The sequence below is a fragment of the Nocardia sp. NPDC058640 genome (assembly GCF_042716995.1).
GTDB lineage: Bacteria > Actinomycetota > Actinomycetes > Mycobacteriales > Mycobacteriaceae > Nocardia.
Genome location: NZ_JBHXRG010000001.1, coordinates 211,878 through 224,210 on the forward strand (window position 1 = coordinate 211,878; position 12,333 = coordinate 224,210).

The window sequence follows — 12,333 nt, forward strand, 5'->3', positions numbered from 1 at the left end:
TCAGGTGGTGGAACGGTAGAGACCGCGCAGACCGAACAGCGGACTCCACTGGCCATCGGGTTCTTCGGGCGCCTCGGCGTGGTATCTCACGATCCGGGCCACCTCGTCGCGCGAACCGAAGATGAACGCGATCCGCTGATGCAGTTCGGTGGGGGCGATCTCGAGAATCCGTTCCCGCCCGGTCGAGGCGAGACCGCCGGCCTGCTCGATCAGGAACGCGATCGGGTTGGCCTCGTACAGCAGCCGCAACCGGCCCTCTTTAGATGGGTCTTTGGAGTCGCGCGGATACAGGAAAACGCCACCGCGCGTGAGGATTCGGTGCGTTTCCACCACCAGCGACGCCACCCAGCGCATGTTGAAATCCTTCTCGCGCGGGCCCGTCGCGCCTGCCAGACACTCGTCGATGTAGCGGCGCACGGCCGGTTCCCAGAAGCGCCGGTTGGAACTGTTGACCGCGTATTCCGAGGTGGACTCCGACAGGCGCAGGTTCTGGCCGGTCAGGAAGAATTCGCCCAGTTCGGGGTCGAGGGTGAACGCGTGCACGCCGGTGCCGACGGTGAGCACGAGTTGTGTTGCGGGACCGTAGATCGCGTAGCCCGCGGCGACCTGTTCGGTGCCGGGCTGCAGGAAGTCCTCCGGTGTCGCGTCTGTGCCCGGTGTCGGGGCACGAAGAATCGAAAAGATGCTGCCCACAGCGACATTCACGTCGATATTAGAGGAGCCATCCAGGGGATCGAAGGCCAACAGATACTTTCCGCGCGGGTAGTCCGGCGGGATCGGATACGGATCGTCTAGTTCCTCCGACACCATCCCCGCTAACTGGCCGCCCCATTCGTTGGCCCGCAGGAACAAGTCGTTGGCGACCACGTCGAGCTTCTGCTGCTGCTCACCCTGCACATTCACCACCCCGGCATGGCCGAGCACGCCGGTGAGGGCGCCCGAGGCGATGCGTTTGGAGATCGCCTTACAGGCCAGCGCGACGTCGAGGATCAGGGAATTGAGCTCACCGCTGGAACCGGGATAGCGGCGGCGCTCTTCGATGAGGAATTGGGTCAACGTCGTGCGATCGGTCAGCATTCTTCGAGGACACCACCGAACCCCCGGGCGGACATCCACCCGGGGGGTGAACCGTGGGGGTGGATGTCCGCTCGGCGGGTTACGCGGCCAGGATCGGCTCGTCTGTCGGCGTCATGTCGGCGCTCTGCTGCTTGCGCAGCACAGTGACGCTGATGAGCAGGGCGGTGGCGAGCAGACCGGCCGCGACAGTGAACGCCAGCCGGTAACCGCTGGTCAGAGCCTCGGCGTTGGATGCACCGGCCAGCAGGTCGGTGCCGGTTCGCGCGGCGGCCAGGGTCGACAGGACCGCGACACCGATCGCCATGCCTACCTGCTGGGTGGTGTTGAACAGACCCGACGCCAGGCCCGCGTCGTCGGCCTCGGCGCCGGACATACCCAGCGCGGTCAGGGCGGGCAGCACCAGGCCGCCGCCGGAGATGGCCACCATGACCGGCAGCACGTCGGTCAGGTAGGTGGCGTCGACAGGCAGCCTGGTCAGCCAGGACATTCCGGCCAGCAGTAGCGTCAGACCGGCAATCAGGACCGCGCGCTCACCGAAGCGGGTGATCAGGCGAGCCGACGCGAACAGCGACACTCCGCCGATCGCGACAGCGGCGGGCAGCATAGCCAAGCCGGTCTGCAAAGCGTTGTAGCCCAACACCTTCTGTAGGTACAGCGCGACGATAATCTGGAAGGCGAACATCGCTGCGAGCGTGAGCATTTGCACCACGTTGGCGCCGGAAACGGTGCGGGAGCGGAAGATTCGCAGCGGCAGCAGCGGGTTTGCGGCGGTGGCCTGACGCAGGACGAACGCGGCGAGCAACCCGGCAGCCAGTGCACCCAGACCCAGGGTGTGCGTCGAGACCCAGCCGTAGCGTTCGACCTCGACCACGGTGTAGATGCCCAGCATCAGACCGGCGGTGACCAGGACGGCGCCCAATACATCAGCACCGGCGGACCAGCCCAGACCACGGTCGGCGGGCAGGGCCTTGTGCGCGACGAGCACGGTCACCAGGCCGATCGGCACGTTGATCAGGAAGATCCAGTGCCAGTTCAACGCGTCGGTGAGCACCCCGCCCAGCACCTGCCCGATCGAGGCGCCCGCGGCGCCGGTGAAGCTGAAAACACCGATGGCCGTTGCGCGTTGGCGTGGTTCGGTGAAGATCGTCACCAGAATGCCGAGCACCACCGACGCGGCGATCGCGCTGCCGACGCCCTGCAGGAAACGGGCCGCGACGAGCACGGCGGGAGTGGTCGCGACGCCTGCCAGCACCGAGGCGGCGGTGAAAACGATATTGCCCGTGACGAACATCGTCTTGCGGCCGATCAGGTCACCGAGGCGCCCTGCCAGCAGCAGCAGTCCGCCGAACGCGATCAGGTAGGCGTTCACGGTCCAGCTCAGACCGGCGGGCGTGAAGCCCAGGTCTTCCTGGATCGCCGGCATGGCAACGGTCACGATGCTGCCGTCGAGGATGGTCATCAGCATCGCTGCCGACAGCACCGCGAGGGCGGTGCGCTGGGACTTCGTCATGGGTCATCTCCTGCTCGTCTCGAACAAGAGTGACACTACTAGATAGTTTCGTTGCAGACAATCTCTAACGGACTATTGCCGGGCGCGACGCGCGGGCGCGGCTTCGACCAGCGTCGACAAAGGGCCTTCCACCAGGAGATTCAATGCACGCAGCAGGGTTTCGCGCTCCGCCTTCGGTAGCGAATCCAGCGCGCCCCGATGGACGTCATCGACGATTTCCGCGCTCTGGGCGGCGAGTTCCGCGCCTTTCGGGGTCACCGAGATGATGCGGGCGCGGCGGTCGGTGCTCGACGGTTTGCGTTCGGCCAGGCCCGCCTTCTCCAGCGCGTCGACGGTGACGACCATCGTCGTCTTGTCCATGTCACCGAGTTCGGCGAGCTGCGCCTGCGTGCGCTCGGCTTCCAACGCGTGGACCAACACGCAGTGCATCCTGGCCGTCAGCCCGATCTCGGCCAGCGCCGCCGCCATCTGCGTGCGCAGGACGTGGCTGGTGCGGTCGAGCAGGAACGACAGGTCGGGTTCGTTGCGCGTGGGCGCCAGAGCGGTCATACCGCCCACTATAGTTTCGTCATAGATAATCCGCATACATCCACAACTGCGCGCGGGAATGTTATCGGACTGCGGTCCGTTTAGAAGGTGACCGGATACCGCAGAAAGGGTTCACCATGGAACTGGGGCTCACCACCTTCGCCGAGCTGTACCCCACCGGCGACCAGCCCGCGCCGACCGCCGCCGTGCGGCTGCGCCAGGTGGTCGACGAGGCCGTGGCGACCGAGGCCGCGGGCCTGGATGTCTACGGCGTCGGCGAACACCACCGCAAGGATTTCGCCGCGTCCTCCCCCGCCGTCGTGCTGGCCGCCGCCGCCGCGCGCACCGAGCGCATCCAGCTGACCAGCGCGGTCACCGTGCTCAGCTCCGACGATCCGGTGCGCGTGTATCAGGACTTCGCGACGCTGGACGGGCTGTCGAACGGGCGCGCGGAGTTGATGGCGGGGCGCGGGTCGTTCACCGAGTCGTTCCCGCTGTTCGGGTACGAGCTGTCCGATTACGATGCGCTGTTCGAAGAGAAGCTCGCGCTGCTGCTGCGTCTGCGTGAGGAATCACCGGTCACTTGGTCGGGCCGATTCCGTGCACCGCTGCACGACGCGACGGTGTACCCGCGCACCGACGACCGGCCGCTACCGGTGTGGATCGCGGTCGGTGGCAGTCCCGAATCGGTGATTCGCGCCGGGTTGCTCGGCTTGCCGTTGGCTATCGCGATCATCGGCGGCGAGCCTGCCAGGTTCAAGCCGCTGGTCGAGTTGTATCACCGGGCGTTGGCCGAAGGCGGCCACGAGAAGCAGCCGGTGGCGGTGCACGCGCACGGCTATGTGGCCGACACCGAGGCGCAGGCTGTCGCCGAGTTCTACGAGCCGTACGCCCTGGCCATGTCGACCATCGGTCGTGAACGCGGCTGGGGTCCGATGACGCGCCAGCAGTTCGACGGCCTTCGCTCACCCAGCGGTTCGCTGTTCGTCGGCACTGCCGACTACGTGGCCGACAAGATCGCGCAGGTCCGCGACACGCTCGGGCTGGACCGCTTCATGTTGCACACCAGCGTGGGGACGCTGCCGCCCGAGCAGGTGCTGCACAGCATCGACCTGCTGGGCACGAAGGTGGCGCCGCAGGTGCGGTGAAACTCGCGCCGACCGAGGGTGTTTCGTCGCAGGCGACTGTCAGTGCTCTGACAGTCGCCTGCGCGCTGCGCGGAAGTGGTGAGATCGGTCCCCGACGCCCGGAATCACTCGACGGCGGGATCGATGCCGGCCTTCCGCGCACCGTCGCGTTCCCTCCTTCGTCGGAGGTACCGGCGGATTCGACTGGCGCACAGATAGACCACCGATAAACCGATCGCCAGCAGGACAGCGGCGATCACCGCCGCCAACACCGGAAAGAACACCGCCAAGGTGATAACGCCACCGACGGTGAAGTCCTCAGCGGTACTCATCGCAATATTGGTCACCGGCTCCGGTGAAGTATTGATCGCCATCCGAGTCCCCGCCTTGACGATGTGACTGAGCAACGCCGTAGTCCCACCCACCGCCGCGGCGAACATTGTCGGTAACGAATCATCCTGCCCCGCAATCAAACCCGACACGATCGCGCCTGACGCAGGCCGCACCACCGTATGCACGGCGTCCCAAAACGAGTCGAGATACGGAATCTTGTCCGCCACCGCCTCGATCAAGAACAACACCCCAGCGGCAACGAGCACATCAGTCCGCTGCAACCCCGGCGGCACCTCCCCCGCCCACCCGATCCGCCCGAACAACCCGAGCAGAAACACCACCGCATACGCATTGATCCCGCTGGCCCAGCCCGCGGTAAAAATCAGTGGAAGTACCGACACGCGCCCAGCGTAAACCGCCCCACCGACAATGCACGCCAACCCAGCGCGGCGTTCATGCGGGGACAGCGTCTCCGGGGAAGCCGTGGCACGAATGCACCTCGTACGTCATCATTCCGGCCAGCACGCAGGGGTCCTCGGCCATGATCTCGGCCGCCTCCTCGACAGGCCCGATCATGATCGCAACGCCGGCCAGGTCATCGGAGCCCACCGGACACAGAACCACGATCACCCCGTCGGCACGCAGCGAAACCATCCGCCGCTGATGCTCGAGTTCGATGGCGTCGGCGCCGTCCATCGTCCGCTCCGTGGTCCACCGAAGCAGCACCAGACTGAACGGTTTCGCAGTCGCAGCCAAAGCCTGAATCTGTTCGTCGGTCACTGTCGTGCTCATCGTTCTCCTCAATTCTGGATTCGGTCGGACGTTGCGCAGGACAGGGTCAGCCGACTTTGCCTCGGCCTGGTGGATCGACGCGTTGCTGCCGGTCGACAGGATCGTCGGGATGCAGGGTCTGTTGGAGATCGCGGATCGCCTCGTCGTCGAGGTCGGCGTCGTGCGCGGCGGCCGCCCAGTCCCAATTCGGGGTGGACCAGACATACTGCAGCACACCCGAACGGGGAGCCCACCCTTCCTCACTGCGCGGGCGGCGGGAGATCGACGTGTTCCGGTTCATGGCGTCGAAGGCCCCTGACTCGGGATCACTGAACGGCACGGCGTCCGGCGTGAAGTCGATCGGCACGCGCACCACAATCGGTGCAGCAGTGACTGTTTCAGCAAACCATTCAGTCTGCGCACGCTTCACCGCCTCGAACTGCTCCCTCTGTATCTGCTGGTGTTGCTCCGGCGTGTAGACCGGACCGTCCCACACGAACCGCGCATCGTCGATGTCCTCGCCCACGTGAAGGTCGACGAACTGCGCCCCCACACCAGCCTCCTCGGACCGATATCCGAGCATCTGCCCCGACTCGATGTCTACCCAAATCCGCAGCGGCGTCGGCTTGTTCGGAGGCGGAGCCAACTCGACAGTCCAACACGCCCTCCCGACGAACTCGACCTCTTCCACCGGACCGACAGGCCGGGTGAAATCCTCCCCCGCCCAGTCCGCCGCATCGCGTCGCCGCAACAGGAACTGATTCCGCCCGAGGTAACGAACGCGGTCAGGTGGACCGACGCGGGGACGCTCAGGATCTGCGGTGAAATCCCACGCCTTGACCCCATCGGTGATGAAGATCGGCCGCCCATCTTCCTGATCGACCCGCAGCCGTTCCCCGTTTCGCCACACGCGACATCCGTCCCGGGCGACGACCATCATGGGCATTCGCGACCCGACCGAGACGGACCGCTCAGCCCGATCCGCGGGAGCAACCTCCCGAATAGTGCCATGAATAGGCAGGTCAGGACCATCAGTAAGCGCTGTCAGAACCTCGATCCACGCTGTCATAGCGTGAGTCTAGAACTCCTGCAGCTACCCAGGCACGCCTCGCCGACCGTCCACGCCGAGCCCGGCGTAATCGACCACTTCGCCCACCATCCAGCCCGTTTTCCGCCAATTCGGCGACGAAGTGGTCGATTACGCCAGTGCTACCGTGTCCGCGCAGAAGCGGCGCTGCTGTGGATCCCTATCCACACTCACAACACTTCGCTACTCGTGACGAACGGGAGCGGTGGTCGGTGGGGTGATCGGTGCGGTTCGGGCGCGGTCTTGCCTGTATTCTGCTCGGGCGCGGCGGTGGCGTGCTTGTCGCACAACGGGATCGGGATTGTGGGTACTCGACGTGGGGGTTCAGTGAACAGGCGTATTGCTGGTTTGATCTTGGCGGTAGTGGCGGTTTTCGGCGGTCTCATCACCGTCGGATGCGCGGATACCGTGAGCGGGCAAGCCACTGTCAATGAGGCCGATCGGGCGGCGCATGTCACCTCGGTCAGCGCTGCTGCGGCCACGTCGTCGTCGAAGGCGAGGGCCGCGCAGGGGGCGGTGTGTGGGCCGTTTCTGACCAGTGCGCTGCAGGTGAAACTCAAGATCGACGCGTTGAAACGCCGGCTCGACGAGAAGGACGACCGTGCGGCGTCGCGGACCGCCGCCCAGGACGCGGCGACCGCACTCGACGACTCGGGCGACAAGGTCGACACCGCATTGGCCGCCAACAAGGTTTCGACCAGCCTCAACACCGCCCTGACCGAATATGCTTCTGCCGCACACGCTTTCGGCACCGAACTGAACAAGTTGGCGCTGGGGTCCGGCGATTCGGCCGTGGTCACTACAGCCCAGACCCGCTACTTCACCGCGAAGGACGCCGCGATCACAGCTTGCGGATCGTCGTAGTCGTCGAACGGCTTGCCCACCTCGCGCCGGCAGTCGACGAGCTCACCGCCGAAGCGACCGTGGTGAGCCGAACCCGCTCTTCGACTCTGACCCATGTCCGTGTCGTCGACACCACGAAATCCCTCATCGCCACCGGTGAGGTGACCAGTCGCATCTTCCACCACTGATCGCACCGGGCCTCGCCCCGAGTAGAACCGGCTCACCGCCGCCGCGGCGACTCCGACGTTGTTACCTTGGTTGCATGGTCAGTGCGGCATCTGCCCGGCGGCGCGAAGAGCTGCGCGATTTTCTGCGGTCGCGGCGGGAAGGGATCGGGCCGGGTGAGGTGGGGTTGCCTGCGGCCGGGCGACGGCGGACTCCTGGGTTGCGGCGGGAGGAGGTCGCTATGTTGGCGGGGGTCGGGGTTTCTTGGTACACGTGGTTGGAGCAGGGGCGCGACATCACGGTGTCGGGGGAAGTGCTCGATGCGGTGGCGTCGGTGTTGCGGTTGAGTGAGGTGGAGCGGGCGCATTTGTATGTGTTGGCCGGGTTGAATCCGCCGGTGGCTGGTGGGTCCGCGGTGGACGTTACTGCGGAGATTCGGGCGGTGCTCGACGGGTGGGAGCGGGGGCCCGCCATTGTGCGGGATCGGTACTGGAACATCTTGGCGTTCAACGGGATTGCGGGGCGGGTGTTCGGGTGCGAGGACGGTGAGCCGCACAATTGCCTGGTTACGTTCTTCACCAGCCGCCGCTACCGGGAGTTGCCCGAGGTGTGGGCCGAGGCCGCGCCCGGTGTGGTTGCCGCGTATCGGGCGGATGCGGCGCTCGTTCCGCACGACATCGAATTCCGGCGTGTGGCAAGCGAACTCGCTGCTTCCGAGCCGGAGTTCGCTGAACTCTGGGAACGCCACGAAGTCGGTGCGCCGCTGCAGGCTGTGAATGCGCTGCGCCATCCCGAGGTCGGGGATCTGTACTTCGATGCCACTACGCTCACTGTCGCTGACCACCCGAATTGGTCACTGGTGCTCTACAACCCGCGGCCCGAGACCGACACCGCGCAACGTCTAGCCGGACTTCCGCGATTGCGACTGACCGAATCCGCGTGATCCGAGCGTGCTCGCTGGTCGAGTCCATGTCGGGCAGCGGATGCTGAGCAATGCTCGCGATACATCAAGCCAGCCTGGTGGTGGCACACCCCTGATAACTGCGCACTGCCTACTCCGCCGACCATCCACCACGCTGAATCCCATGACACACAACAGTTCTCGATTCGATGGCAAGACCGCGCTGATCACCGGCGGAAGTAGCGGGATGGGGTTGGCTACCGCGCATCGGTTGATCGCGGAGGGGGCCCGGGTGGTGATTACCGGGCGGGACAAGACACGGCTCGATGGGGCTGTCGCCGAGCTCGGCGGTCAGGCGCACGGAATTGCCGGTGACGCTACCGATCTCGATGATCTCGATATCCTCGCGGCGGCGGTTGGCGACCACTTCGGGCACCTCGATCTGGTGTTCGCCAATGCGGGCATCGGTTCGTTCCAGACGATCGATCAGGTCACCGGTGAGCTCTTCGATCACGTGATCGGGAGCAACCTCAAGGGTGCCTTCTTCACTGTTCAGAAGACTCTGCCGCTGCTCCCCGACCATGCCTCGATCGTCATCAACGCGTCGTTCGGTCTGCATCTCGGTGTCGCCGGCTCGGCTCTGTACTCGGCGAGCACGGCCGCGGTTCACAACCTGACTCGCAGTCTCGCGGCGGAATTGGCGCCGCGACGAATCCGGGTGAATTCGGTGAGCCCCGGCTATATCGACACCCCTGCCTTCCATCGGGAAATGCCCGAGGATGCGAGGCGTGCCGTGGCGACCTTGCCGCCTGCGGGCCGTGTCGGTACCTCCGAAGATGTGGCCGCCGCTGTCGCGTTCCTCGGGTCGGTCGACGCCGCCTACGTCAATGGCCACGACCTTCGCGTCGATGGCGGACTGACCGCGGTCGCCGCTGGGGCGTTCGGGTAGGTCACACCACGCTGAGCGCCCACAACTTCGAATTTGGGTCGAGAATCGCACCGTTTGTGCGAATAGTGGGCGTTCAGCGTGGCCCACTCGATGCGCATTCGACTCTGGGCCGCCGCACCCGCAGGCCGGTGCTGATCTGGCGCGACCCGCGCATCGAGCCGGATCAGCGGACGGCGGCACGTCCTCGGACGCGGCCGAGGACTACCAGCACGATCAAGGTGACCACTACGAGCACCGTCGTTCCGGCTGCGGCGTCGAAGACTTCGCCGCGGTCGGTTTGGGCGAAGATGCTGATGGGCAGGGTTTTCCAGGTGGCGGGGTAGACCATGATGGTGGCGCCGAGTTCGCCCATGGACAGGGCTACTGCCAGGCCTGCGGCGGCGCCTAGGGCGGGGAGTAGGAGGGGGAGGGTGATTTGACAGAGGACTCGTACCGGGCCTGCGCCTAGAGATTCGGCGGCTTGGCGGTAGGCGGGGTCCAGGCGGTCGAGGGCGGCGGAGACTGCGCTGAAGGCGTAGGCCAGGACCAGGACGGTGTGGGCGACTATGACGATCCACTTGGTGCCGCCGAGGAGGAGGGGGCGTTCGTTGAAGGCGATGAGGACGCCTAGGCCTACTGCTACGGAGGGGACGGCTACGGGGAGGTGGAAGACGGCGTCGGTGAGGCGGCGTAGCCAGGTGGGGGCTTCGCGGGAGGCCAGGGCTGCCCATGTGCCCAGGATCAGGGAGATCGCGCCTGCTAGGAGGGCGGTTTGTAGGCTGACCGAGAGGCTGGCGGCTTGTTCGCCGGTCAGGGCGTTGCCGATGTTGGTGAAGCCCAGGTCCGAGGGCAGGGGGCCGGTCCAGCTGCCTGCCAGGGCGGCGGCGATCACGGTGGCGATGGGGGCGATGAAGACCACCGTGACCACCAGGGCGAAGGCGCCCAGTACCAGGGCTTTTCCGCGTGGCGTCCAGACGAGCATGATCAGTCCCCCTTCGGGCGGGCGATGAAGCGGGCGAAGACGAACCGGTAGACCAGGTACAGGCTCAACGACAGCAGGACCTGGACCGAGGCGAGCACGGCCGCGCCGGGGAGGTCGAAGGTGATGATGCCGCGGGTGTAGATCAGGGCGGGCAGGGTGATGACGCCCTTGGCGCCGGTGAACAGCACGATGCCGAACTCGTTGAGGGTGAGCAGCAGGACCAGGGAGCCGCCTGCGGCGAGTGCGGGCCACGCCTCGGGCAGGATCACCTGGCGCAGGACTCGCCAGGGTGAGGCGCCCAGACTTGCTGCTACGTCGAGTTGTTCGCGCGGCATTTGCGCGAAGGCGGCGAGCACCGGGCGCACTACGAACGGGGTGAAGTAGGTGATCTCGGCCAGGATCACGCCGAGGGGGGTGGTGAGGAAGTCGATGACAGGTGTTGTGGCGCCGGTCAATTCGGCGATCAGGGCGTTCACCGCGCCCGCTGTTCCGTAGAGGAAGGTGAAGGCGAGGGTGATCAGGAACGACGGCAGCGTCAGGATCGTGTCGATGAGCCTGCCGACCACACCCGATCCGGGGAACGGGACGAAAGCCAACACGATCGCCAGGAAGGTGCCAAGGACCAGGCAACCCGCCGTGGCGCAGACGGCGATGGATACCGTGCGCCACAAGGCTTCTCGGAATGCTTCCGAGCCGAGTACCGAGGTCCAGACTTCGGTGCCGCGGCCGGTCGGGGTTTGGGTGGACTCGGTCAGCACCCGCAGGATCGGATAGCCGGCGATGCCGAGCACGACCAGCACGGGCGGCAAGGTCCACAGGATCGGCAACCACGAACGCCGTGGTGCGTTGGTCGGCTGGGACGCATCGGGGTGTTCTAGAACGACGGCACTCACGATGACGCGCTCCCGGAATTGGTGGCTGTGTCACCGACTGCGCGCGGGATGAGCACTCCCGCTGGATCCGGGAGTTTCACTCCGACGACGGCGCCGATCTCCGCCGTGAAGTGCCCCGCCACATCGGCGGCCAGCGCGTCGGAGAGCCCGTCGACCGCGAGTTCGACTCTGGTCGTCGCGCCACGCCATACCGACGTCAACACTGTGGCGCGCAAGGCATCTCGGTCGCAGGGCTTGCAGATCGTGATCGTGTGCGGGCGGATGCAGAGTAGGGCGTCGTCGCCGGGTGCCCAATCAGCAAGTCCCACACCGGGTTGCGGAGCTTCCGCGCGCAAGGTGGCGTCGCCCGCAGTGACCAGTGCGGCGGTGCCGGTGACGTGATTGACCGTGCAGGGCACCAGGTTTGCGCCACCGAGGAACCCGGCGGTGAAGTCGGTGGGTGGACGCCGCCACAAGTTCTCGGCAGTGTCGATATCGACCAGACGCGAATCGCGCATCACCGCGATCCGGTCGGCCAGCGCCAGCGCCTCGGCTTGATCATGCGTCACATACAGCATCGCCGTGTCGGGCAACGCTTTTCGCAGAGCCTGCAGTTCACCCAGCATCGAGTGACGTAACTGCGCATCCAACGCGGCCAGCGGCTCGTCGAGCAACAGCACACTGGGCTTGATGGCCAGTGCGCGAGCGATCGCCACGCGCTGCTGCTGTCCACCGGACAGCTCGCGAGGCAGCCGCTTCGCGTATCCGCCCATGCCGACCATGTCCAGCGCCTCGGTGACCCGCGCGGCGATGTCACCGCGCGGCACCCGATGCGATTTCAGACCGAACGCCACATTGCTGTGCACGTTCATGTGCGGGAACAGCGCGTAGGACTGCACGACGACACCGATTCCGCGCTTGGCGGGCGACAGATCGGTGACGTCGCGGCCCGCCAGGCGGACCGAACCCGTGGTGGGTCGAACGAAGCCGGCCAGCGCTTTGAGCGCGGTCGACTTGCCCGACCCACTGGGGCCCAGCAGCGCGACGGTCTCGCCGACGGCGACGCGCAGGGTGAAATCGGCCAGCGCGACCGAGGCCTTGCGGCCCCTGCCGTAACTGACCCCGACCCGGTCGAACACGATCGCGGGTTCGCTGGTTGCCGCCGCCGTGGTAGCGGATTTCATCTGGACATCGCCGTCGGACATCGTC

The 12,333-nt window shown here is 66.1% G+C and carries 14 protein-coding genes; 5 read left to right on the forward strand and 9 right to left on the reverse strand.

Going from position 1 to position 12,333, the window contains the following annotated elements:
• From ACFWU5_RS01060 to ACFWU5_RS01070, 3 genes are all read right to left on the reverse strand, one after another.
• Positions 1 to 1,077, reverse strand: a complete 1,077-nt coding sequence (locus ACFWU5_RS01060) for a class 1 fructose-bisphosphatase (RefSeq protein WP_379265711.1) — start codon at positions 1,075 to 1,077, stop codon at positions 1 to 3.
• Positions 1,078 to 1,156: 79 nt separating this feature from the next.
• Positions 1,157 to 2,587 (reverse strand): MFS transporter, encoded by a 1,431-nt coding sequence (locus ACFWU5_RS01065; protein WP_379265712.1) that lies wholly within the window; start codon positions 2,585 to 2,587, stop codon positions 1,157 to 1,159.
• A 72-nt stretch (positions 2,588 to 2,659) separates the two neighbouring features.
• Positions 2,660 to 3,136 (reverse strand): MarR family winged helix-turn-helix transcriptional regulator, encoded by a 477-nt coding sequence (locus ACFWU5_RS01070; RefSeq protein ID WP_379240746.1) that lies wholly within the window; start codon positions 3,134 to 3,136, stop codon positions 2,660 to 2,662.
• 116 nt (positions 3,137 to 3,252) lie between these two features.
• Here ACFWU5_RS01070 and ACFWU5_RS01075 point away from each other — a divergent pair, with 116 nt between their 5' ends.
• Positions 3,253 to 4,263 carry an LLM class flavin-dependent oxidoreductase gene (locus tag ACFWU5_RS01075; RefSeq protein WP_379265713.1) on the forward strand — a complete coding sequence of 337 codons (1,011 nt, stop codon included), beginning with the start codon at positions 3,253 to 3,255 and terminating at the stop codon, positions 4,261 to 4,263.
• A gap of 104 nt (positions 4,264 to 4,367) precedes the next feature.
• Here ACFWU5_RS01075 and ACFWU5_RS01080 read toward each other — a convergent pair whose 3' ends face one another.
• Genes ACFWU5_RS01080 through ACFWU5_RS01090 form a run of 3 tightly spaced genes read right to left on the reverse strand, consistent with a single transcriptional unit; the run spans position 4,368 to position 6,286 of the window.
• Complete coding sequence (locus tag ACFWU5_RS01080) at positions 4,368 to 4,976, reverse strand: DUF4126 domain-containing protein (RefSeq protein ID WP_379240744.1); 609 nt, start codon at positions 4,974 to 4,976, stop codon at positions 4,368 to 4,370.
• 52 nt (positions 4,977 to 5,028) lie between these two features.
• Entirely contained in the window at positions 5,029 to 5,367 is a 339-nt protein-coding gene (locus ACFWU5_RS01085; RefSeq protein WP_379265714.1) for a hypothetical protein, read from the reverse strand.
• 46 nt (positions 5,368 to 5,413) lie between these two features.
• A complete protein-coding gene (locus ACFWU5_RS01090; protein WP_379265715.1) occupies positions 5,414 to 6,286 on the reverse strand; it encodes a hypothetical protein in 873 nt (290 codons plus the stop codon).
• Positions 6,287 to 6,796: 510 nt separating this feature from the next.
• Between ACFWU5_RS01090 and ACFWU5_RS01095 the strand changes: the two genes are divergently transcribed.
• The 4 genes from ACFWU5_RS01095 (at position 6,797) to ACFWU5_RS01110 (ending at position 9,291) form a co-directional block, all read left to right on the forward strand.
• Positions 6,797 to 7,297 (forward strand): hypothetical protein, encoded by a 501-nt coding sequence (locus tag ACFWU5_RS01095; protein ID WP_379265716.1) that lies wholly within the window; start codon positions 6,797 to 6,799, stop codon positions 7,295 to 7,297.
• The gene (locus ACFWU5_RS01100; protein ID WP_379265717.1) at positions 7,282 to 7,464 is read left to right on the forward strand and encodes a hypothetical protein; all 183 of its coding nucleotides are present in this window, start codon (positions 7,282 to 7,284) and stop codon (positions 7,462 to 7,464) included. Before ACFWU5_RS01095 ends, ACFWU5_RS01100 begins: the two co-directional genes overlap by 16 nt.
• A 74-nt stretch (positions 7,465 to 7,538) precedes the next feature.
• Positions 7,539 to 8,384 (forward strand): helix-turn-helix transcriptional regulator, encoded by an 846-nt coding sequence (locus ACFWU5_RS01105; RefSeq protein WP_379265718.1) that lies wholly within the window; start codon positions 7,539 to 7,541, stop codon positions 8,382 to 8,384.
• Positions 8,385 to 8,526: 142 nt separating this feature from the next.
• The gene (locus tag ACFWU5_RS01110; RefSeq protein ID WP_379265719.1) at positions 8,527 to 9,291 is read left to right on the forward strand and encodes an SDR family oxidoreductase; all 765 of its coding nucleotides are present in this window, start codon (positions 8,527 to 8,529) and stop codon (positions 9,289 to 9,291) included.
• A 163-nt stretch (positions 9,292 to 9,454) separates the two neighbouring features.
• Here the strand turns inward: ACFWU5_RS01110 and ACFWU5_RS01115 are convergent, their stop codons facing one another.
• Genes ACFWU5_RS01115 through ACFWU5_RS01125 form a run of 3 tightly spaced genes read right to left on the reverse strand, consistent with a single transcriptional unit; the run spans position 9,455 to position 12,329 of the window.
• The gene (locus ACFWU5_RS01115) at positions 9,455 to 10,252 is read right to left on the reverse strand and encodes an ABC transporter permease (protein WP_379240740.1); all 798 of its coding nucleotides are present in this window, start codon (positions 10,250 to 10,252) and stop codon (positions 9,455 to 9,457) included.
• Positions 10,253 to 10,254: 2 nt separating this feature from the next.
• Complete coding sequence (locus tag ACFWU5_RS01120; protein WP_379265720.1) at positions 10,255 to 11,145, reverse strand: 2-aminoethylphosphonate ABC transporter permease subunit; 891 nt, start codon at positions 11,143 to 11,145, stop codon at positions 10,255 to 10,257.
• Positions 11,142 to 12,329 carry an ABC transporter ATP-binding protein gene (locus ACFWU5_RS01125; RefSeq protein WP_379265721.1) on the reverse strand — a complete coding sequence of 396 codons (1,188 nt, stop codon included), beginning with the start codon at positions 12,327 to 12,329 and terminating at the stop codon, positions 11,142 to 11,144. The genes ACFWU5_RS01120 and ACFWU5_RS01125 overlap by 4 nt, the downstream gene beginning before the upstream one ends.
• Positions 12,330 to 12,333: the final 4 nt, after the last annotated feature.